Source organism: Streptomyces sp. NPDC047841 (assembly GCF_040704085.1).
GTDB lineage: Bacteria > Actinomycetota > Actinomycetes > Streptomycetales > Streptomycetaceae > Streptomyces > Streptomyces argyrophylli.
Window position 1 is genome coordinate 36,389 of sequence record NZ_JBEYRP010000015.1, and the last position, 21,278, is coordinate 57,666.

Consider the following 21,278-nt stretch of genomic DNA (forward strand, 5'->3'; position numbering starts at 1 on the left):
GTAACACCGCCGCATATCCACCAGGAGACCTGGGCATACGGCACCAATGGCACGTCCCGCGTCCCCGTCGCAGCCCTGAGCACCATGCTGAACCGGACCCCGAACCGCCCGCGCCCCGCCCGCCGCCCCCTGCCCGTCCTGGAACTCGCCGCCCGCCCCAGCCCCTGGCTGCGGGCCCTGGGTCTCACCACGGTCGTCCTCGTCGGCGCCTGGCTGGGCCTGCTGATCGTCGGCAACGTCCGGGCCCCGGTCGGCCCGATGGACACGACGATGGCGCTGCGCCCCTCCCTCAGCGGCGGCACGAAGATCAACGTGTCCCCGCTGGGCTCGCTCAGCCTGGACAGCCACGTGGCGCCGGTCCGCCTGGACGTGAACGTCGACCAGTTGGACCCGCTCCGCTCGCAGGCGCTGGTCGACCACCCCGAGCGGCTCTCCGGTCTCCAGGACGAGGTCACCCGGGACGTCGAGCACGGCACGCTGGACCTGGCCGTGCGCTCCTGCGTCGCCGTGGTCTCCGGGGCCACGGCCCTCGGCCTCGCCGTGTACCGCCGCCCGCGCCGGGCCGTGGCCGCCGGCGGGCTGGCCCTGGCCCTGCTGGCCGCGTCCGCCGCGTCGGCGTACGCCACCTGGAATCCGAAGTCGGTCCTGGAGCCGCGCTTCTCCGGGCTGCTCAGCTCGGCGCCGTCGGTGGTCGGCAACGCCCGCAGCATCGTCACGGAGTTCGACGTCTACCAGAAGGAACTGGCACGCCTGGTGACGAACGTGACGAAGCTCTACGACGTCACCTCCACCCTCCCCGCCTACCGGCCGGACCCCTCCACGATCCGCGTCCTGCACGTGTCGGACATCCACCTGAACCCGGCGAGCTGGAAGATCATCGGCTCGCTGGTGGAGCAGTACAAGGTGGACGTCATCGTCGACTCCGGCGACACGATGGATCACGGTACGGCGGCGGAGAACGGCTTCCTCGACCCGATCCGGGACCTGGGCGTGCCGTACGTCTGGGTGCGCGGCAACCATGACTCGCGGACGACCCAGCGCTACCTGGAGCGCATGAAGAACGTGCGCGTCCTGGACGACGGGCGGGCGGAGACGGTGGCGGGCCTGCGCTTCGCGGGCATCGGTGATCCGCAGTTCACCCCCGACCGCTCGACCGCGCCCGGCAGTGCCGCGTCCGAGCAGCTGGCGGGCGACCGGCTGGCCAGCGCCCTGCGCGATCAGCGGACGGCCGGCACGCCCGTGGACGTGGCGATCGCGCACGAGCCGTCCGCCGCCCGGGAGACGGACGGCACGGTGCCGCTGGTGCTGTGCGGGCATCTGCACCACGAGGGGACGGAGCTGCTGCGGTACGGCACCCGGCTGCGCATGGAGGGCTCGACCGGCGGCAGCGGGCTGCGGGCGGTGGAGCGGCAGTACCCGGCCCCGATCGAGGCCTCGATCCTCTACTTCGACCGGGACAGCCGCAGGCTGCAGGCGTGGGACGCGATCAAGCTGGGCGGCCTGGGGCTCACGACGGCCGAGGTCAGCCGCCATCTGGCGGACGACAACCAGCCGGGCGCCACCGGCAGCTCACGGTCCCCTTCCCCGACCCCTCCCAGCACCTCGCCGTGAACCGTTTTGGCGATACCCCTCGCCATCCCATATGCTTCTCACGTCCCCGACGCGCTGAGAAGCGCCCAGGCGGGCCGATAGCCCTCATCGTCTAGCGGCCTAGGACGCCGCCCTTTCAAGGCGGTAGCACGGGTTCGAATCCCGTTGGGGGCACGCAATACCGTGTGCGACACTGTTGCACGCAAGCTTGGTCCTGTGGAGCAGTTTGGAGTGCTCGCCACCCTGTCAAGGTGGAGGCCGCGGGTTCAAATCCCGTCAGGACCGCTGGTGTTTCACGTGAAACACCGTGGCTGGGTAGCTCAGTTGGTACGAGCGTCCGCCTGAAAAGCGGAAGGTCGCCGGTTCGACCCCGGCCCCAGCCACAGCCGCCCTTACCAGGGCATGAGCCCCTCTCCAGGATCACCGGAGAGGGGCTCTCTGTATCGGGGCCAAGTTCAGTCGGGGACCAAGTTCAGCGGGGGAGACATGGGCCGGGACCAGGACAGAGCGACGCAGGACACCGAGCTGGAGAAGGACCGGGCCCGGTACGGGCTGCTCGCGGTCGTCGTCAGCAATCTGGCGATCGCCGCGGTCGCCGTGTTCGGTGTGTGGCAGCTCGACGGGGACAAGGCGGTGATCGTCGGCATCCTCACCGCCGCGTTCACCGCCGTCAGCAGCACGACCACCGCCTACCTGGGCATCAAGGCCGTCTCCAACACCGCGAGGTCGATCGCCCTCGGGAACGGCCCGGCCCGCCGGCACACCGAGGCCACCCCGCCGGCCCCGCCCGCCCAGCGCACCCCCTAGGCCGCGTGCGCGGGCTGTCTCGGTCTGCCGCCCGGGTGGCGGTGCCGCCAGATCACGAAGACCGTGCAGGAGACGACCGCCCAGCCCGCCAGCACCAGGAACGGGAACGCGTGCTGGTGCCCGCGGAAGTACACCGCCGTGTGCTGGGCGTTCACCGAGGCACCGGGCGGCAGCCAGCGGCCGATGGTCCCCAGCACCGACGGCAGCAGGGGCCAGGAGACGGCACCGCCGGACGAGGGGTTGCCCAGCAGCACCATCAGCCCCCACGTCGGCAGCATGGCCCAGCGCCCGAACAGGGTGTTGAACATCGTGAAGACCATGCCCGAGGTGAACATCGTGAAGGTGAGGATCGCCCAGGACTCCACGAACGGCAGCCGCACCGCCTCCAGCAGCCAGTCCACCACCGCGGCGATCGTGAACCCGCCGAGCAGGGCGTAGGCGACGGTGAAGCAGATCCGCTCCAGCGGGTTCAGCGCCGACGCGTGCACGCTGAGCTGGATGGCGCCGACGAATCCGATGATCACGGCGGCCAGGGAGATGTAGAAGATGGCCAGTCCTCTCGGGTCGCCCCTCTGCAACGGTTTCAGGTCGTGGAGCACCACGGTGATGCCGGTGGCCTTGCCGACCTTCAACGCCGTCTCCCCCAGCACCTGCGCCACCGTCGCGCCGGAGGCCCCCGACACGTCGAGGGTGATCGTCCGGCCGTCGGCGGGCGCGTCGACCACCGCGAAGACCTCCTGCTGGTCCACCGCCCGTACCGCGTCCTCCCGGCTGCCGTACGGCCGCAGCTTCAGGGAGGCGCCGAGCGCCTTCTCCATGCCGTCGACGAACCGGCGGGCCGCGGGCCGGTCGTAGGCGCCCGTCACCGCCGTGGGGATGCTGTGCGGGGTCGGGTTCGCCATGGCGTACGTGTAGGACCCGGCGAAGAAGCCGGCCGCGGCGGAGATGATCAGGAGCAGGACGGTGGCGGGGAGGAAGGGGGATGCCTTGAACGCCGCCCAGCGCTCCGCGCGGGTCGGGGGACGGCCGTGGTCTCCGTGAGGGGAATCAGGCATATCGACCACGCTAGGTCATGCCGCGACATCCCGCCCCGGTCAAATCGTTCGCTTGTTTTTCGCCCCAGGTGAGATCCTGGATCGCGTATGTCTACGCATCCCGCCCCCGCCCTCGGCACCCTCGCACCCCGTCTGACCGAGCTGTCGCTGCGCGACGCGCACCGGCTCGGGCGGCGGCTGGAGGGCGCACGCAAGATCCGTAAGCCGGAGGCCCAGGCCGCCGTCCTCGCCGAGATCGACGGCGAGATCGGCAAGGCCGAGGCCCGGATGGCCGAGCGGCGCTCACGCGTGCCGGCCGTCACCTACCCCGAGCAGCTGCCGGTCAGCCAGAAGAAGGACGAGATCGCGGCCGCCATCCGTGATCACCAGGTCGTCATCGTGGCCGGTGAGACCGGTTCCGGGAAGACCACCCAGATCCCGAAGATCTGCCTGGAGCTGGGCCGGGGCGTGCGCGGCATGATCGGGCACACCCAGCCCCGCCGGATCGCCGCCCGGACCGTCGCCGAGCGGGTCGCGGAGGAGCTGAGGACGCCCCTCGGCGAGTCCGTCGGCTGGAAGGTGCGGTTCACCGACCAGGTGAGCCCGGACGCCACCTTCATCAAGCTGATGACGGACGGCATCCTGCTCGCCGAGATCCAGACCGACCGCGAGCTGCGCGCCTACGACACGATCATCATCGACGAGGCCCACGAGCGGTCCCTCAACATCGACTTCCTGCTGGGCTACCTGGCCCAGCTGCTGCCGAAGCGGCCCGACCTGAAGGTCGTCATCACCTCGGCGACCATCGACCCGGAGCGCTTCTCCCGGCACTTCGGCGACGCCCCGATCGTCGAGGTCAGCGGGCGGACGTATCCCGTGGAGGTGCGCTACCGGCCGCTCCTGGAAGAGGACTCGGACGACGCCGACCGGGACCAGATCACCGCCATCTGCGACGCCGTCGAGGAACTCCAGGCCGAAGGCCCGGGCGACATCCTCGTCTTCCTCTCCGGCGAGCGGGAGATCCGGGACACCGCGGACGCGCTGGAGAAGAGGAAGTACCGCTTCACCGAGGTGCTGCCCCTGTACGCCCGGCTCTCGCACGCCGAGCAGCACCGGGTCTTCCAGCCGCACACCGGACGCAGGATCGTTCTGGCGACCAACGTCGCCGAGACCTCCCTGACCGTGCCGGGCATCAAGTACGTCATCGACCCCGGCTTCGCCCGGATCAGCCGCTACAGCCACCGCACCAAGGTCCAGCGGCTGCCCATCGAACCGGTCAGCCAGGCCAGCGCCAACCAGCGCAAGGGCCGCTGCGGCCGTACGTCCGACGGCATCTGCATCCGCCTGTACTCCGAGGACGACTTCCTCGGACGCCCGGAGTTCACGGACGCGGAGATCCTGCGGACGAACCTGGCCTCCGTCATCCTCCAGATGACCGCGGCCGGCCTCGGCGACATCGAGAAGTTCCCCTTCATCGACCCGCCGGACCACCGCAACATCCGCGACGGCGTGCAGCTCCTCCAGGAGCTGGGCGCGCTGGACCCGGCGCAGAAGGACCCCCGCAGGCGGCTCACCGAGACCGGCCGCAAGCTGGCCCAGCTGCCCGTCGACCCCCGTCTGGCCCGGATGGTCCTGGAGGCCGACAAGAACGGCTGCGTCCGCGAGGTCATGGTCATCGCCGCCGCGCTGTCCATCCAGGACCCGCGCGAACGCCCGGCCGAGAAGCAGACCCAGGCCGACCAGCAGCACGCCCGCTTCAAGGACGAGACCAGCGACTTCCTCGCCTACCTCAACCTGTGGCGGTACGTCCGCGAGCAGCAGCGCGAGCGCGGCTCGTCGTCCTTCCGCCGGATGTGCAAGCAGGAGTACCTGAACTTCCTGCGCATTCGCGAATGGCAGGACATCTACACCCAGCTGCGCACGGTCGCCAAGCAGATGGGCATCCACCTCAACGACGACGAGGCCCCCGCCGACCGCGTCCACGTCTCCCTCCTCGCCGGCCTCCTCTCCCACGTCGGGATGAAGGACGTGAAGGACGGCAACAAGAACGAGTACCTGGGCGCCCGCAACGCCAAGTTCGCCATCTTCCCGGGCTCGGCGCTGTTCAAGAAGCAGCCGAAGTTCGTGATGTCGGCCGAGCTGGTGGAGACGAGCCGCCTGTGGGCGCGGGTCAACGCCAGGATCGAACCGGAGTGGGTCGAGCCGCTGGCCGGGCACCTGCTCAAGCGGACGTACAGCGAACCGCACTGGGAGAAGGACCAGGCGGCCGTGATGGCGTACGAGAAGGTCACGCTGTACGGCGTGCCGATCGTCGCCCAGCGCAAGGTGAACTACGGCCGGATCGACCCCGAGGTCTCCCGCGAGCTGTTCATCCGCAACGCGCTCGTGGAGGGCGACTGGCGCACGCACCACAAGTTCTTCGCCGACAACCGCAAGCTGCTCAGCGAGGTCGAGGAGCTGGAGCACCGCGCCCGGCGCCGCGACATCGTGGTCGACGACGACACGCTCTTCGACTTCTACGACCAGCGGGTGCCCGAACACGTCGTCTCGGGCGCCCACTTCGACTCCTGGTGGAAGCGGAAGCGGCACGAGCAGCCGGACTTCCTGGACTTCGAGCGGGAGATGCTCATCCGGGAGTCGGCGGAGGCGGTCACCAAGGCCGACTATCCCGACACCTGGCGGCAGGGGCAGCTCAAGTTCCGGGTGACCTACCAGTTCGAGCCGGGTGCGGACGCCGACGGTGTGACGGTCCACATCCCGCTCCAGGTCCTCAACCAGGTCACGGACGAGGGCTTCGACTGGCAGATCCCGGGCCTGCGCGAGGAGGTGGTGACGGAGCTGATCCGCTCCCTGCCGAAGCCGATCCGCCGCAACTACGTGCCGGCGCCGAACTACGCGAGGGCGTTCCTGGAGAAGGCGGTGCCCCTCCAGGAGCCGCTGACCGTCACGATGGCGCGCGAGCTGAAGCGGATGGTCGGCGTTCCGTTCGAGGCGGAGGACTTCGACTGGGCCAAGGTCCCCGACCACTTGAAGATCACGTTCCGGATCGTTGACGAGCGGCGCCGGAAGCTGGCCGAGGACAAGGACCTGGAGGCGCTGAAGCTCCGGCTGAAGCCGAAGGCCCGTCAGGCCCTGTCGCAGGCCGCGGCGGCGACCGCGTCCCGCGAGGGCGGGGAGTCCCTGGAGCGCAAGGGCCTGACGGACTGGACCATCGGCACCCTCACCCGCGTCTTCGAGACACGCCGGGCCGGCCAGCCGGTCAAGGCGTACCCGGCGCTGGTGGACGACGGCGACACGGTCTCCGTCCGCCTCTTCGACACGGAGGCGGAGCAGGCGGAGGCCATGTGGAAGGGCACCCGCCGGCTCATCCTGCGCAACATCCCGGTGAATCCCGCGAAGTTCGCGTCCGAGAAGCTGACGAACGCCCAGAAGCTCGCCCTCTCGGCCAACCCCCACGGCTCGATCCAGGCCCTGTTCGACGACTGCGCGATGGCCGCCGCGGACAAGCTGATCGCGGACTTCGGGGGGCCGGCGTGGGACGAGGAGTCGTACCGGAAGCTGTACGACAAGGTGCGCGCGGAGATCGTGGACACCACCGTCCGTACGGTCACCCAGGTGCAGCAGGTCCTCGCCGCCTGGCAGGCGTGTGAGCGCCGTCTGAAGGCCGTGCGGAGCCCGTCGCTGCTCGCGAACCTGACGGACGTCCGCAAGCAGCTGGACGCCCTCGTGAAGCCCGGCTTCGTCACCTGGGCGGGCATACGGCGCCTGCCGGACCTGATGCGCTACCTGGTGGCCGCGGACCGGCGCCTGCAGCAGATGCCGACGAACGCCCAACGGGACACCTCGCGCATGGAGAAGGTCCACGAGATGCAGGACGAGTACGCCTGGCTCCTGGAGCAGCTCCCGAAGGGCCGTCCGGTGCCGGCCGACGTCCTGGACATCCGCTGGATGCTGGAGGAGCTGCGGGTCAGTTACTTCGCCCACGCGCTGGGCACGGCGTACCCCGTCTCCGACAAGCGGATCGTCAAGGCGATCGACGCCGTCGTCCCGTAACCGCTGCCGCACGGAGGGTGAGTTCGACCAGGGGGCTCACCCTCCTGTACAGTCTCTTCTCGCAGCGCAACGCAGGAAAAAGCGCCGCGAGCAAGGTCCTGTGGAGCAGTTTGGAGTGCTCGCCACCCTGTCAAGGTGGAGGCCGCGGGTTCAAATCCCGTCAGGACCGCACAACCTCTGAGGCCCGCATCCCGCAAGGGAGAGCGGGCCTCGGTCGTACCCGAGCCAGAGGCCCGCATCCCGCGAGGGAGAGCGGGCCTCGGTCGTGTCGCCGGCCGGGGGAACCAGTCCGTCCGGCGTCCGAGGACAAGGCCCGGCAGGGCCGTTGGGGGGCTGAGGCGGCCCCCAGGGGCGCCTCCCCCGCACCAACGCTCCACAACCCAACCGAACCGGGGGAGCCCCCGTCGTCTTGACGGCGTCACATTCCGCCGGTACTCAGGGAGCAGGGCTCGTTCCCTCTGCACGGCCCCGGAGGTGGCGTATGGCGGCGTCGGTCAGGCACGAGACGCGGGCGCTCCTGAGGGCGCATCTGTCGGCCGCCTCGTCCTACGGGCACCTCACCCGCCACTGTCCGATCTGCCACCGCCTGCTGCGGCTGGCGATGGACGCCGCCCCGCAGGCCCGGGAGGCCGGGCAGGAGGCCACCGAGGACGGCGAGGCCACCCCTCGCGTCTGACCCCCGCCGGCCCCAACCTCCTTACGGGCGTGGGAGTCTGGGGCGCGCACCCCGCACGGACGCTCCTCTAACGCATGCGGGCCGCGGGCAACAAGCGTCCGGGCGTGTGACGGGAGTCACCGCATGAGTTTTTGAAACAGCGGTACTTACCCCTGTCATACAACGGGTCAATTTAATATGTGCAATTGCACCACCCTCAGAGGTCGCACACAGTCGTTCCGACACCCCTCCCCAGACTCCGACAAGGACGCTCACAAGCGCCGCCCATACCCCCGACCTGCGCACAAAAAAGATCGCGCTGGACTCGGCGGAGTCCAGCGCGATCGACGACGCACCCTGTGTCGCTTGCCTATGACGTTCTCTTCGGCCTGGGCGAGGGACCTGTTGGGGCAGGTCCCGCGTCGCTTGGAGCCAGGGTTCGGGCGCCTCGGCCAGTTGGGGGAACCGACCGTCTTGCCCGGTTATGGAGTTGTTCAGGCCTCGCTGCGCTGCTGCGGGATGCCCGCGAGCAGCGCGCGGACCTCGGCCTCGCGGTAACGGCGGTGCCCGCCGAGCGTACGGATGGACGTGAGCTTGCCGGCCTTCGCCCACCGCGTGACCGTCTTGGGGTCGACGCGGAACATGGTGGCGACCTCAGCCGGGGTCAGCAGCGGCTCGGCATCAGGGGTGCGAGCGGTCATGAGCGGCCTCCTCGGGAGAACCGAACCTTCTCGGTTCTTTCCTCTAAATTCTGCACCTTGACCCGCGTTGCCCGAAATGGCGGACGCGAGTCGAGTCGGTTATAGGACGAACGGCTTGTCCTCGGCACTACAACTACACCATCTGTCCAGCCGCGTCGGCCAAACCGATGGAATTGCCCTCCCAGGTGTTCATCAGCGACGGAAGCCGATGGACCATGCCATAGCGGACAGTCACGCCACTGTGACGATCAGTCACAGGACGATCAGAGGTCACCAGACCCCCCAAAGCGTGCAATGCTGAGAATCCGCCCATCATGGAGCACAGTTGGGCGGAAGGAGTCCTCCCCGGACCCCTTGTCCTATTTTGGCACGAGGGGTGCCAAGAGGCGCAAGGGCCGGTTAAGTGCCGTCCATCACCCTTGAGACATACGTCCAGATCGGGGCCGACGCCCCGTCAGATGTCCAGGAGAGTAGAACGTACGTCCTCGGTCACCCATTTGACCGTGACGTACGTCACTCAGTTCGCGGAGCGCCGGTCCCGTACCGCCCGCCACCGCTCCACGAGGCGCCCGTACGCCTCGCCGGCCGCCGCCCCGTCACCCCGGCGCAGCGCCTCGATCCCGGCCGCCACGTCCGCCGCCGAGTGGTCGCCCTCCAGCTCGCCGGCCGGCAGCACGTGCACCAGGCCGCCGTAGTCCAGCTCCACCAGCGAGCGCGGGTGGAACTCCTCCAGCCAGCGGCCGACGTCCACCAGGCCGTCGATCAGCGGGCCCTCCTCGACGGCGTCCTTCAGCGTGCGCAGCGCCCGCGCCACCCGGCGCCGGGCCTGCACCATCGGCGTGCGGTAGCGCAGCACCGGGGGCACGTCGGCGGTCCCCTTGTCGTACCGCCGCTCCTCGTCCGAGACCAGCACGAACCAGTTCAGCGGCACCTGCCAGGTCGCCGTGCGGATCCACGGGCGGGCGTCCGGGTTGCGGGCGAGCCAGCGCTCGTAGTCCTGGGCGGCCTGCCGGCGCACCACCGGCGGCAGCACCGCGTCCAGCACCGGCGGGGGCAGCTCCCCGGCCAGCTCCTCCAGGGCCTGCCAGCCCCGCAGCCGGGTCCGCCAGGGGCACACGCAGACCACCCCGTCGACCTCCAGCACGAAGGCGTCGCCGCTCTCGTGCACCGGCACCGCGATCGGCGGGACCGGCAGCAGGCCGGCCAGGGAGCGGCGCAGCTCGTCCTGGTAGGAGGGGCGGTCGGAGCGGCGGGCGTAGCGCGCCCAGTGAGCGCGCTCCGGCTCCGGGAAGGCGCCGAGCGGCTCGTACACGCGCAGGTACGCGGCATAGGGGACGACCACGGAGGACACCTTCGGCACGCCTGCTCCCTCCCCAGCGGACCCGGCTCGAAACCACTGCAAATCGTGCCACGCCCATACGTGCACAGCGGGCCCCGGAGAGTGATCCTGAACACTGCGCGGACGGTGAGGGAACCGAGGCTCTACGCTCATGCCACGGTTTCCCGCCACCCGTACGGGGACCGAACCCCACTCGCCGCTAGTACACAGGAGTCACCACAGTGACCGACGTAACCGGCGCGCCTGCTGATGTCCTGCACACCCTGTTCCACTCGGACCAGGGCGGCCATGAGCAGGTCGTGCTCTGCCAGGACCGCGCCAGCGGCCTCAAGGCCGTGATCGCCATCCACTCCACCGCCCTGGGCCCCGCCCTCGGCGGCACGCGCTTCTACCCGTACGCGACCGAGGCCGAGGCCGTCGCGGACGCCCTCAACCTCGCGCGCGGCATGTCGTACAAGAACGCCATGGCCGGGCTCGGCCACGGCGGCGGCAAGGCCGTGATCATCGGCCATCCGGAGCGCGACAAGACCGAGGAGCTGCTCCTCGCCTACGGCCGCATGGTCGCCTCGCTCGGCGGCCGCTACGTCACCGCGTGCGACGTCGGCACGTACGTCGCCGACATGGACGTGGTGGCCCGCGAGTGCCGCTGGACCACCGGCCGCTCCCCCGAGAACGGCGGCGCCGGCGACTCCTCGGTGCTCACCGCCTTCGGGGTCTACCAGGGCATGCGCGCCTCCGCCCAGCACCTGTGGGGGGACCCCTCCCTGCGCGGCCGCAAGGTCGGCATCGCCGGCGTCGGCAAGGTCGGCCACCACCTGGTGAAGCACCTGCGGGACGAGGGCGCCGAGGTCGTGATCACGGACGTGCGCGTGGACGCCGTCCAGCGTCTCCTGGAGCAGTACCCCGCCGGGGTGACGGCCGTCGCCACCACCGAGGACCTGATCCGGGTCGAGGGGCTCGACATCTACGCCCCCTGCGCCCTCGGCGGCGCCCTGAACGACGACAGCGTCCCGGTGCTCACGGCCAGGGTGGTCTGCGGTGCGGCCAACAACCAGCTGGCCCACCCGGGCGTGGAGAAGGACCTCGCCGACCGCGGGATCCTCTACGCGCCGGACTACGTGGTGAACGCCGGCGGGGTGATCCAGGTGGCCGACGAGCTGCACGGGTTCGACTTCGACCGGTGCAGGGCGAAGGCGGCGAAGATCTTCGACACCACGCTGGCCATATTCGCACGTGCGAAGGAAGACGGCATTCCGCCGGCCGCCGCGGCCGACCGGATCGCCGAGCAGCGGATGGCCGACGCCCGCGCGGTCCGCGCCGCGCACTGAGCCGATCGCACACATGAGCGGTACCCGTCGGCAGGAACTTCGAGAGAACTCTCACTCCCACCGGCGGGTCGTTCCCCGATAAGTGGTTAAAATCGCCACTGACCAGCGAGGACAGGGCGCCTCGAAGGTCCTGGGCAGACGCGCGTGCTGCGGGCGACGTACCGTATGGGCGCGGGCTCAGGTACCGTGGAAGCCCTACGGACCGGCCTCTCCCTGAGAGTCCGTTCCAGATCATGAACGCGTGTCAGACTCTGGGGCCGTCGAGCCCCGTCGTTGAGGGGGTCGAGCCATGGGGCGCGGCCGGGCCAAGGCCAAGCAGACGAAGGTCGCCCGCCAGCTGAAGTACAACAGCGGCGGGACGGACCTGTCACGCCTGGCCGAGGAGCTGGGCGCATCGACGTCGAACCAGTCGCCGAACGGCGACCGTTTCACGGACGATGAGCAAGACGACGACGACCTGTACTCTCGCTACGCCGACCTCTATGAGGACGACGAGGACGAGGACGAAGGTCCCGCACAGCACCGTCGAGGCGCTTGACCTTGCACTGAGCACCAGTCCGGTCGGTGGCACAGCCACCGACCGGCTCTTGTGCTGTCCGCCGGGTCAGACGGCGTAGTCCCCCACCAGCTCCGCGCCGGTCGTCTTCTCGCCCCGCTCGGTGATCTCACCGGCGACCCAGGCGTCGACGCCCCGGTCGGCCAGCGTCGCGAGGGCGACCTCCGCGGACTCCTCCGGGACGATCGCGATCATGCCGACGCCCATGTTGAGGGTCTTCTCCAGCTCCAGGCGTTCCACGTTCCCGGTCGTCCCGACCAGGTCGAAGATCGCGCCCGGGGCCCAGGTGGAGCGGTCGACGACGGCGTGCAGCCCGTCCGGGATGACGCGGGCCAGGTTCGCGGCGAGCCCGCCACCGGTGATGTGGCTGAAGGCGTGCACCTCGGCCGTGCGGGTCAGTGCCAGGCAGTCCAGCGAGTAGATCTTCGTGGGCTCCAGCAGCTCCTCGCCGAGGGTGCGGCCCAGCTCGGCCACCTCCGACTCCAGGGCCAGCCCCGCCGTGTTCAGCAGCACGTGGCGGACCAGGGAGTACCCGTTCGAGTGGAGCCCGGAGGACGCCATGGCGATCACGGCGTCACCCGTGCGGATGCGATCCGCGCCGAGCAGCCGGTCGGCCTCCACGACGCCCGTACCGGCGCCGGCGACGTCGAAGTCGTCCTCGCCCAGCAGGCCCGGGTGTTCGGCCGTCTCACCGCCCACCAGGGCGCACCCGGCCAGCACACAGCCCTCCGCGATGCCCTTGACGATGGCCGCGACACGCTCGGGGTGCACCTTGCCGACGCAGATGTAGTCGGTCATGAACAGCGGCTCGGCGCCGCACACCACGATGTCGTCCATGACCATGGCGACCAGGTCGTGGCCGATGGTGTCGTAGACGCCCATCCGGCGCGCGATGTCGACCTTCGTGCCGACGCCGTCCGTGGCGGAGGCGAGGAGCGGGCGCTCGTAGCGCTTGAGGGCGGAGGCGTCGAAGAGCCCGGCGAAGCCGCCGAGGCCGCCCAGCACCTCGGGGCGCTGGGTCTTCTTCACCCACTCCTTCATGAGCTCTACGGCGCGGTCTCCCGCTTCGATGTCGACGCCCGCGGCTGCGTAGCTGGCACCAGTCGTCTCAGACATGGGGTGAGAACCTTCGTGTCGTACGGCAGAACTTACGGGCGGCGGATCGCGTCGGTCGCCGCGGTGGCGGCCGGACCGGCAGCCAGCTCGGTCTCCAGCAGCTGCTTGCCGAGCAGCTCCGGGTCCGGCAGCTCCATCGGGTACTCGCCGTCGAAGCAGGCGCGGCACAGGTTCGGCTTGGCGATCGTGGTCGCCTCGATCATGCCGTCGATGGAGATGTAGGCCAGGGAGTCGGCGCCGAGGCTGGTGCCGATCTCCTCGATGGTCATGCCGTTGGCGATCAGTTCCGCGCGGGTGGCGAAGTCGATGCCGAAGAAGCAGGGCCACTTCACGGGCGGGGAGGAGATCCGGATGTGGACCTCGGCGGCGCCGGCCTCGCGGAGCATGCGGACCAGGGCCCGCTGGGTGTTGCCGCGCACGATCGAGTCGTCGACGACGACCAGGCGCTTGCCCTTGATGACTTCCTTCAGCGGGTTCAGCTTCAGCCGGATGCCCAGCTGGCGGATGGTCTGCGAGGGCTGGATGAACGTGCGCCCGACGTAGGCGTTCTTCACGAGACCCGCGCCGAAGGGGATGCCGGAGGCCTCCGCGTAGCCGATGGCGGCCGGAGTGCCGGACTCCGGGGTCGCTATGACCAGGTCGGCCTCTACAGGGGCTTCCTTGGCCAGCCGGCGGCCCATCTCCACGCGGGAGAGGTAGACGTTCCGGCCGGCGATGTCGGTGTCCGGGCGGGCCAGGTACACGTACTCGAAGACACAGCCCTTGGGCTTCGCTTCCGCGAATCGGGAGCTGCGCAGGCCGTTCTCGTCGATGGCGACGAACTCGCCCGGCTCGATCTCGCGGACGAAGCTGGCGCCGGTGATGTCCAGCGCGGCGGTCTCGGAGGCGACCACCCAGCCGCGCTCCAGCCGGCCGAGGACCAGCGGGCGGACGCCCTGCGGGTCACGGGCGGCGTAGAGGGTGTGCTCGTCCATGAAGACGAGCGAGAAGGCGCCCTTGACCTTGGGGAGCACCGCGTGGGCGGCCTCCTCGATGGTCAGCGGCTTGCCGTCCTCGTCGACCTGGGCGGCCAGCAGGGCCGTCAGCAGGTCGGTGTCGTTGGTGGCCGCGACCCGGGTGGAGCGGCTGTTGTTGTCGTTGGGCAGGTCGGCGACCATCTCGGCGAGCTGCGCCGTGTTGACCAGGTTGCCGTTGTGTCCGAGCGCGATCGAACCGTGCGCGGTGGCACGGAACGTCGGCTGGGCGTTCTCCCACACGGAGGCGCCGGTGGTCGAGTAGCGGGCGTGTCCGACCGCGATGTGACCCTGGAGCGAACCGAGCGAGGTCTCGTCGAAGACCTGGGAGACCAGGCCCATGTCCTTGAAGACGAGGATCTGGGAGCCGTTGCTGACCGCGATTCCCGCGGATTCCTGACCCCGGTGCTGGAGGGCGTAGAGCCCGAAGTACGTGAGCTTTGCGACCTCTTCACCCGGAGCCCAGACGCCGAAGACGCCGCAAGCGTCCTGGGGGCCCTTCTCGCCGGGAAGCAGATCGTGATTGAGTCGACCGTCACCACGTGGCACGCAACCGAGTGTAGGCGAGGTCGACCACTGGTCCGAATTGGGGATGCGCGCCCATAACGGTCCGGCCGGTCGGGATCACCTTGGGGGATTCCCAGTTTTCCCTGGTCAGACCCCTTCTTCACCGGTGGCCGAGGGCTCCGGGCGGGCCCTACGGGCCGGTCACGGGCGTCTTCGCCGTCTTCCTGAGTGAGGTGTCGCACATCATCCGGCGGCACTCCGGCTGAGATGGACGCGGTCGCCGTCGCCGTCGGTGAGCGTCGCCTTGCCGTCGTCCGCCTTGGCGGTGAGCGTGCCGGTGGTGAGGATGCGCGCGAGGGCGCGTTCGAAGTCCATGCGCTCCTCGCCGCAGGCCATCCTGGTCGTGCGCAGGTCGCCGAGGGTGATGCGGTCCCCGCGTACGGTGGCGCGGGCGCTGAAGTGGTTGCAGCCCAGGTTGCCGCCCGCCTTGCCGTCCTCGTCGATGCGCAGGCGGGCGGAGGCGGGCGCGTGCCGGGTGGTGGCGCCGACGGTGATGCCGTCGACCCGCCAGTCGATCCCGGTCACCGGCTGCTGGACGCTCACCGCTCCACTCTCCGCCTTCTCGCCGCCACAGGCCACCGTGAACGGGAGAAGCACGGCGGCCACCGCCAGGGTCACGCGCTGCTTGTACCGGTTCATGCTGGTTCGACGTACCCGGGCGGGCCCCGGTTCCGGTTACGCCATGACCGGCAGCAGTCCCCCGATGTCCGCCCGCTCCCCGCTCGCGCTCACCTTGGCGGCGGCCAGCGCGTCGGCCCAGGCCGTACGGCCGGTGGCGAGCCGGATCCAGGTCAGCGGGTCGGTCTCCACGACGTTGGGCGGGGTGCCCCGGGTGTGCCGGGGGCCCTCGACGCACTGCACGACCGCGAACGGCGGCACCCGCACCTCGGTGGAGCCGCCGGGGGCCTTCAGCGCGAGGGCGTCGGCGAGCAGCCGGGTGGCGGCGGCCAGGGCCTGCCGGTCGTACGGCACCTGAAGTCCGGGGACGGCATCGTTCAGGTCGTCGGTGTGGACGACGAGTTCGACGGCGCGGGTGACGAGGTAGTCGTCCAGCGGCAGGGCGCCCGCGCTGGTGTCCAGCAGCCGGCTGCCGGGATGCTCGTCCAGCAGGGCGCGCAGGCTCCGGTCGACGTCGGCGAGGTGGGCGCCGGGGTCGGGGTGGGCGGCGGTCAGACCCCGGGTGTGGTCGGCGATGGCACCGGCGCGCGACCCGGTGGAGAACGCCCACTCGACCACGGTCACGGTCTGCCGGGGCGGGGCGGGCCGCTCCAGGGCCCGCTGGACGGCGGTGCCGGCCATGCCGATGTGTGCGATCAGGTCCCGTACGGTCCAGGCGTCGAGCCGGGTGGGGAGGCCGAGCTGGTCGGGGCCGAGGGTGCGGACGGCGTCCCGCACGTGGGTGAGCTGGGCGAGGACCGCCGTACGGGTCTTGGCGGGGTCGTAGGTCCTGGTGCGTTTCTTGGCCGTGGGCATGGCGGTGACCCTAGTCAGGGACGCGGCTCCACCGCGATTCACGGGCGCAGCCTCACCGCGAGCGAGTGGAGACGGGTGATCCGGTCGTCGCTGTCGTTGTCGTCGGAGACCGGGTACAGCGGGTGCCGGCCTTTGTAGTGGCCGGATGTCCAGGGGGCGCCGAGGGCCATGCCCTCGACGTTGTCGAGGAGCGGGTACCGGGCGGACGAGGCCGGGGCGGTGACCTGGCCGCGTCCACCCGCGGGGCGGGTGGCCAGGTCGACGACCAGTTCGTCGGTGGCGAAGATCTTCGGGGGCCGCCTACTGCCCGACTCCCCCACGCGCACAGGCGGGTTGGCAAGCCACTTCTTCCCCGTGCCGCACGCGGTCACGCCTGCGGCCGGCGAGGCTTCCCCAACCCTTCACCCGCCGGCCTGCCGGGCCCCGGCGGCGCCTTTGCCGGGCAGGGGGCCGGGACCCGCGCCCGGTGCAGCGGGAAGCCCCCGCCCGGGACGTGTCTCCGGGCGGGGGCTTCGGCGTGCCCCTGGGGGCCGTGGCCCCTGGACGCGCTATGCCAGCAGCGCCGGGATCGTGCCCTCGTGGGCCTCGCGCAGTTCGGCGAGGGGAAGGGTGAACTCGCCCTGCACCTCGACCGCGTCGCCGTCGACCACACCGATACGGGTGGCCGGCAGGCCGCGCGCACCGCACATGTCGTTGAAGCGGACTTCCTCCGAGCGCGGCACGGCGACGATCGCGCGGCCGGCCGACTCGGAGAACAGGAAGGTGAACGCGTCCAGGCCGTCGGGTACGACCAGACGCGCGCCCTTGCCGCCGAGCAGCGCGGACTCCACCACGGCCTGCACCAGACCGCCGTCGGACAGGTCGTGCGCGGAGTCGATCATGCCGTCGCGGGACGCGGAGATCAGGATCTCGGCCAGCAGGCGCTCGCGCTCCAGGTCCACCTGCGGGGGCAGACCGCCCAGATGGTCGTGGACCACCTGGGACCAGGCCGAGCCGCCGAACTCCTCCCGGGTGTCACCGAGGAGGTAGATCAGCTGGCCCTCCTCCTGGAAGGCGACCGGGGTGCGGCGGGCGACGTCGTCGATCACGCCGAGCACGGCGACCACCGGGGTCGGGTGGATGGCGGCCTCGCCGGTCTGGTTGTACAGCGAGACGTTGCCGCCGGTCACCGGGGTGCCGAGCTGCAGGCAGCCGTCGGCGAGACCGCGCACGGCCTCCGCGAACTGCCACATGACCGCCGGGTCCTCGGGCGAGCCGAAGTTCAGGCAGTCCGAGACCGCGAGCGGCTTGGCACCGGTGGTGGCCACGTTGCGGTAGGCCTCGGCCAGGGCCAGCTGGGCGCCCGTGTACGGGTCCAGCTTGGCGTAGCGGCCGTTTCCGTCCGTCGCGATGGCCACGCCGAGACCGGTCTCCTCGTCCACGCGGATCATGCCGGAGTCCTCCGGCTGGGCGAGGACGGTGTTGCCCTGCACGAAATGGTCGTACTGGGAGGTGATCCACTTCTTGGAGGCCTGGTTCGGCGAACCGACCAGCTTCAGGACCTGCGCCTTCAGCTCCTCACCCGTCTCCGGGCGGGGCAGCTTGTTCGCGTCGTCGGCCTGGAGGGCGTCCTGCCACTCGGGGCGCGCGTAGGGGCGCTCGTAGACCGGGCCCTCGTGCGCCACCGTGCGCGGGTTGACGTCGACGATCTTCTCGCCGTGCCAGAAGATCTCCAGCCGGTCGCCGTCGGTGACCTCACCGATGACGGTGGCGATGACGTCCCACTTCTCGCAGATCTCCAGGAAGCGGTCGACCTTGTCCGGCTCCACGACGGCGCACATGCGCTCCTGGGACTCGCTCATGAGGATCTCCTCGGGCGAGAGCGTGGAGTCGCGCAGCGGGACGTCGTCCAGGGTGACGCGCATGCCGCCGGAGCCGTTGGAGGCCAGCTCGGAGGTGGCGCAGGACAGGCCGGCCGCGCCGAGGTCCTGGATGCCGACGACCAGCTTCTCCCGGAACGCCTCCAGGGTGCACTCGATCAGCAGCTTCTCCTGGAAGGGGTCGCCGACCTGCACGGCGGGCCGCTTCGAGGGCTTGGCGTCGTCGAAGGTCTCGGAGGCCAGGATGGACGCGCCGCCGATGCCGTCGCCGCCGGTCCGGGCGCCGTAGAGGATGACCTTGTTGCCCGCGCCGGAGGCCTTCGCGAGGTGGATGTCCTCGTGCCGCATCACACCGATGGCACCGGCGTTGACCAGCGGGTTGCCCTGGTAGCAGGCGTCGAAGACGACCTCGCCGCCGATGTTGGGCAGGCCCAGGCAGTTGCCGTAGCCGCCGATGCCCGCGACCACGCCGGGCAGGACGCGCTTGGTGTCGGGGTGGTCCGCCGCGCCGAAGCGGAGCGGGTCGACGACCGCGACCGGGCGGGCGCCCATCGCGATGATGTCGCGGACGATGCCGCCGACACCCGTGGCCGCGCCCTGGTAGGGCTCGACGTACGACGGGTGGTTGTGCGACTCGACCTTGAAGGTCACGGCGTAGCCCTGGCCGACGTCCACCACACCGGCGTTCTCGCCGATGCCGACGAGCAGCGCGTCGCTCTGCGGCGCCTTCTCGCCGAACTGGCGCAGGTGGACCTTGGAGGACTTGTACGAGCAGTGCTCGGACCACATGACCGAGTACATGGCGAGCTCGGCACCGGTGGGGCGTCGGCCGAGGATCTCCACCACCCGCTCGTACTCGTCCTTCTTCAGGCCCAGTTCGGCCCAGGGCAGCTCGACGTCGGGGGTCGCGGCCGCGTGCTCGACCGTGTCCAGAGGCGTCCGGCTCATGCGTTGACCAGCTTCTTGAGGATCGAGGTGAAGAACGGGAGCCCGTCGGTACGGCCGGTACCGATCAGCGGCTCGACGGCGTGCTCGGGGTGCGGCATGAGGCCGACGACGTTCCCGGCCTCGTTGGTGATGCCGGCGATGTCGTTGAGCGAGCCGTTCGGGTTGAAGTCCAGGTAGCGGAAGGCGACGCGGCCCTCCGCCTCCAGCTTGTCGAGCGTGTACGCGTCGGCGACGTACCGGCCGTCCATGTTCTTCAGCGGGATGTGGATCTCCTGGCCGGCGCGGTAGTCGGCGGTCCAGGAGGTCTCCGCGTTCTCCACCCGCAGCTTCTGGTCGCGGCAGATGAAGTGGAGGTGGTCGTTGCCGAGCATCGCGCCCGGGAGGAGGTGGGCCTCGGTGAGGATCTGGAAGCCGTTGCAGATGCCGAGGACCGGCAGTCCGGACCTTGCCTGCTCGACGAGCGGCTCCATCACCGGCGAGAGACGGGCGATGGCGCCGGCCCGCAGGTAGTCGCCGTAGGAGAAACCGCCGCACAGCACGACGGCGTCGACCTGCTTGAGGTCCTTGTCCTTGTGCCAGAGGGCGACCGGTTCCGCCCCGGCGATACGGATCGCGCGCCGGGTGTCCTGGTCGTCCAGGCTTCCCGGGAAAGTGACGACGCCAATACGAGCGGTCACTTGGCCGCCTCCGCGACTTCATCGACCCGGACGGTGAAGTCCTCGATCACGGTGTTCGCGAGGAAGGATTCCGCAAGATCGCGGATGCGGGCGAGCGCGGCCTCGTCGACCGGCCCGTCAACTTCCAGTTCGAAACGCTTTCCCTGACGTACGTCCGAGATCCCCTCGAAACCCAGGCGCGGCAGCGCACGCTGGACCGCCTGGCCCTGGGGGTCGAGGATCTCCGGCTTGAGCATGACGTCGACTACGACGCGTGCCACTGGCACTCCCGGTGTGTGGTGCTGAGCAGGTTCCTTCAGACTACCCGCACGAAATTTCTACGCGGGTAGAGTTGGAGGAAAGTACGTGAGGCGCATCACGATCGGGTGTCGAAGCCACACGCCCGTGAAAAGTTCTGGGAAAGTTCCACAGTCCGTCCGCGGCACCTATTGCACCCGGACGCGCGGACGGATTTAGTCGGGCTTCACTTTGCATTGCCGGGCACTGTACAAATGAATTGGCAATAGCCGATACTCGGCACGTCGTCGGCGTTGAGCTGTAACGACGTGCTGCACGAAGGGACCGATTATTCGTGGCGCAAAAGGTCGTGGTCACTCTCTTTGACGACATCGACGGCTCGGAAGCGGCGGAGACGATCGCCTTCGGACTCGACGGCAAGTCGTACGAGATCGACCTGAACGAAAGCAACGCCGAGAAACTCCGCGAGGCGCTCGCGCCCTACGTCGAGGCCGGCCGCAAGCGGTCGCGGTCCGGCAAGGCGTACAAGCAGACGGAGGTCGCCCCCGACCCGGCGGCCGTCCGCGCCTGGGCCCAGGCCAACAAGATGGACGTCCCCGCCCGCGGACGCATCCCGAAGAAGGTCTACGAGGCGTTCAGCGCCGCCCAGTGAGCCCGCGAAGGGGCGAGTCCCCAGGGTCCGTCAGACGGCCCTGGGGACCGTGCACTTGGGGCGTACGGGGCCTCGGGGCGCCCCGACTTGCGCTACCCCCCCGTTGATCAGCTAATGTCTGGGACACGCCGAGGGGCGAGGCCGACAGGCCGGATCCCGAGGACCGCGCGGGTGTAGTTCAGTAGTAGAACATCCCCCTTCCAGGGGGAAGGCGCAGTGTGCGATTCCTGTCACCCGCTCTGCACCGCCGACACGACCACATGTGTGGATCAGGTAGGCTGGTGCTCGCACCGATCGGTGGGAGCCGATCGGGAGCAGTGCGGACGTAGCTCAGTTGGTAGAGCGCAACCTTGCCAAGGTTGAGGTCGCGAGTTCGAGCCTCGTCGTCCGCTCGGGATAAGACCCCGGTCCACTGGACCGGGGTCTTTTCGTCGTCAGGGCAGGGACTCTGATGATGTGAGAGGAGTCACCTCCTGAGTACTGCGGTACGGCTGTTGTTTCCCTGACGGCGGTCCGGTCGCCACGAGGACGGCCCGAGCTCGGCGGCTCGGCTACCCCGCACACCGGGGAACCGCTGCGCTGAGCCCGAGTTGGCCGCCGGCGGAGCGCCGGACGCGCAGATCGCCGGGCGGGCCGCCCGCCCTGCCTGGCGGTCACGACGGCCGGCGCCGGG

18 protein-coding genes and 6 tRNA genes are annotated in these 21,278 nt (G+C 70.0%); 13 read left to right on the plus strand and 11 right to left on the minus strand.

Going from position 1 to position 21,278, the window contains the following annotated elements:
- Positions 1 to 84 precede the first annotated feature (84 nt).
- The 5 genes from AB0947_RS25365 to AB0947_RS25385 all read left to right on the plus strand — a co-directional run bounded on the left by AB0947_RS25365 (position 85) and on the right by AB0947_RS25385 (position 2,397).
- Positions 85 to 1,611, plus strand: a complete 1,527-nt coding sequence (locus tag AB0947_RS25365) for a metallophosphoesterase (RefSeq protein ID WP_366752642.1) — start codon at positions 85 to 87, stop codon at positions 1,609 to 1,611.
- A gap of 80 nt (positions 1,612 to 1,691) precedes the next feature.
- Positions 1,692 to 1,764, plus strand: a tRNA-Glu gene (locus tag AB0947_RS25370).
- Positions 1,765 to 1,800: 36 nt separating this feature from the next.
- A tRNA-Asp gene (locus AB0947_RS25375) sits at positions 1,801 to 1,875 on the plus strand.
- Positions 1,876 to 1,899: 24 nt separating this feature from the next.
- A tRNA-Phe gene (locus AB0947_RS25380) sits at positions 1,900 to 1,973 on the plus strand.
- A 103-nt stretch (positions 1,974 to 2,076) separates the two neighbouring features.
- Complete coding sequence (locus AB0947_RS25385; protein WP_366752643.1) at positions 2,077 to 2,397, plus strand: hypothetical protein; 321 nt, start codon at positions 2,077 to 2,079, stop codon at positions 2,395 to 2,397.
- On the opposite strand, the gene AB0947_RS25390 is transcribed toward AB0947_RS25385, so the two are convergent.
- Positions 2,394 to 3,452, minus strand: a complete 1,059-nt coding sequence (locus AB0947_RS25390) for an ABC transporter permease (protein ID WP_366752644.1) — start codon at positions 3,450 to 3,452, stop codon at positions 2,394 to 2,396. The genes AB0947_RS25385 and AB0947_RS25390 overlap by 4 nt on opposite strands.
- 87 nt (positions 3,453 to 3,539) lie before the next feature.
- Here AB0947_RS25390 and hrpA point away from each other — a divergent pair, with 87 nt between their 5' ends.
- The 3 genes from hrpA to AB0947_RS25405 all read left to right on the plus strand — a co-directional run bounded on the left by hrpA (position 3,540) and on the right by AB0947_RS25405 (position 8,160).
- Positions 3,540 to 7,484: an ATP-dependent RNA helicase HrpA gene (hrpA, locus tag AB0947_RS25395; protein WP_366752645.1), complete on the plus strand. Its 3,945-nt coding sequence runs from the start codon at positions 3,540 to 3,542 to the stop codon at positions 7,482 to 7,484.
- Between the two features lie 94 nt (positions 7,485 to 7,578).
- A tRNA-Asp gene (locus tag AB0947_RS25400) sits at positions 7,579 to 7,653 on the plus strand.
- A 312-nt stretch (positions 7,654 to 7,965) separates the two neighbouring features.
- On the plus strand, positions 7,966 to 8,160 hold the full coding sequence (locus tag AB0947_RS25405) for a DUF6274 family protein (RefSeq protein WP_366752646.1): 195 nt from the start codon (positions 7,966 to 7,968) through the stop codon (positions 8,158 to 8,160).
- Positions 8,161 to 8,633: 473 nt separating this feature from the next.
- On the opposite strand, the gene bldC is transcribed toward AB0947_RS25405, so the two are convergent.
- Both bldC and AB0947_RS25415 read right to left on the minus strand, forming a co-directional pair.
- Positions 8,634 to 8,840, minus strand: a complete 207-nt coding sequence (gene bldC / locus AB0947_RS25410; protein WP_003949541.1) for a developmental transcriptional regulator BldC — start codon at positions 8,838 to 8,840, stop codon at positions 8,634 to 8,636.
- Positions 8,841 to 9,357: 517 nt separating this feature from the next.
- The gene (locus tag AB0947_RS25415; protein WP_366752647.1) at positions 9,358 to 10,200 is read right to left on the minus strand and encodes a hypothetical protein; all 843 of its coding nucleotides are present in this window, start codon (positions 10,198 to 10,200) and stop codon (positions 9,358 to 9,360) included.
- A gap of 200 nt (positions 10,201 to 10,400) precedes the next feature.
- Here AB0947_RS25415 and AB0947_RS25420 point away from each other — a divergent pair, with 200 nt between their 5' ends.
- Positions 10,401 to 11,507: a Glu/Leu/Phe/Val dehydrogenase dimerization domain-containing protein gene (locus AB0947_RS25420; RefSeq protein WP_366752648.1), complete on the plus strand. Its 1,107-nt coding sequence runs from the start codon at positions 10,401 to 10,403 to the stop codon at positions 11,505 to 11,507.
- A gap of 289 nt (positions 11,508 to 11,796) precedes the next feature.
- Positions 11,797 to 12,045, plus strand: a complete 249-nt coding sequence (locus AB0947_RS25425) for a DUF3073 domain-containing protein (RefSeq protein WP_189890681.1) — start codon at positions 11,797 to 11,799, stop codon at positions 12,043 to 12,045.
- 66 nt (positions 12,046 to 12,111) lie between these two features.
- Here the strand turns inward: AB0947_RS25425 and purM are convergent, their stop codons facing one another.
- From purM to purS, 8 genes are all read right to left on the minus strand, one after another.
- Positions 12,112 to 13,179: a phosphoribosylformylglycinamidine cyclo-ligase gene (gene purM / locus AB0947_RS25430; RefSeq protein WP_366752649.1), complete on the minus strand. Its 1,068-nt coding sequence runs from the start codon at positions 13,177 to 13,179 to the stop codon at positions 12,112 to 12,114.
- Between the two features lie 32 nt (positions 13,180 to 13,211).
- Positions 13,212 to 14,741: an amidophosphoribosyltransferase gene (purF, locus tag AB0947_RS25435; protein WP_366752650.1), complete on the minus strand. Its 1,530-nt coding sequence runs from the start codon at positions 14,739 to 14,741 to the stop codon at positions 13,212 to 13,214.
- 201 nt (positions 14,742 to 14,942) lie between these two features.
- A complete protein-coding gene (locus AB0947_RS25440; protein ID WP_366752651.1) occupies positions 14,943 to 15,398 on the minus strand; it encodes an META domain-containing protein in 456 nt (151 codons plus the stop codon).
- A 36-nt stretch (positions 15,399 to 15,434) separates the two neighbouring features.
- Positions 15,435 to 16,232 carry a sterol carrier family protein gene (locus AB0947_RS25445; protein ID WP_366752652.1) on the minus strand — a complete coding sequence of 266 codons (798 nt, stop codon included), beginning with the start codon at positions 16,230 to 16,232 and terminating at the stop codon, positions 15,435 to 15,437.
- 38 nt (positions 16,233 to 16,270) lie between these two features.
- Positions 16,271 to 16,552, minus strand: coding sequence for a hypothetical protein (locus AB0947_RS25450; protein WP_366752653.1), 282 nt, complete (start codon positions 16,550 to 16,552; stop codon positions 16,271 to 16,273).
- 228 nt (positions 16,553 to 16,780) lie between these two features.
- Entirely contained in the window at positions 16,781 to 19,039 is a 2,259-nt protein-coding gene (gene purL / locus AB0947_RS25455; protein WP_366752654.1) for a phosphoribosylformylglycinamidine synthase subunit PurL, read from the minus strand.
- A complete protein-coding gene (gene purQ, locus AB0947_RS25460; protein ID WP_366752655.1) occupies positions 19,036 to 19,716 on the minus strand; it encodes a phosphoribosylformylglycinamidine synthase subunit PurQ in 681 nt (226 codons plus the stop codon). The genes purL and purQ overlap by 4 nt, the downstream gene beginning before the upstream one ends.
- A complete protein-coding gene (gene purS / locus AB0947_RS25465) occupies positions 19,713 to 19,976 on the minus strand; it encodes a phosphoribosylformylglycinamidine synthase subunit PurS (protein WP_014673609.1) in 264 nt (87 codons plus the stop codon). Before purS ends, purQ begins: the two co-directional genes overlap by 4 nt.
- A gap of 311 nt (positions 19,977 to 20,287) precedes the next feature.
- Here purS and AB0947_RS25470 point away from each other — a divergent pair, with 311 nt between their 5' ends.
- From AB0947_RS25470 to AB0947_RS25480, 3 genes are all read left to right on the plus strand, one after another.
- Complete coding sequence (locus AB0947_RS25470) at positions 20,288 to 20,605, plus strand: Lsr2 family protein (protein WP_171154906.1); 318 nt, start codon at positions 20,288 to 20,290, stop codon at positions 20,603 to 20,605.
- Positions 20,606 to 20,772: 167 nt separating this feature from the next.
- Positions 20,773 to 20,844, plus strand: a tRNA-Gly gene (locus AB0947_RS25475).
- A gap of 80 nt (positions 20,845 to 20,924) precedes the next feature.
- Positions 20,925 to 20,997: transfer RNA gene (locus AB0947_RS25480), tRNA-Gly, on the plus strand.
- Positions 20,998 to 21,278: the final 281 nt, after the last annotated feature.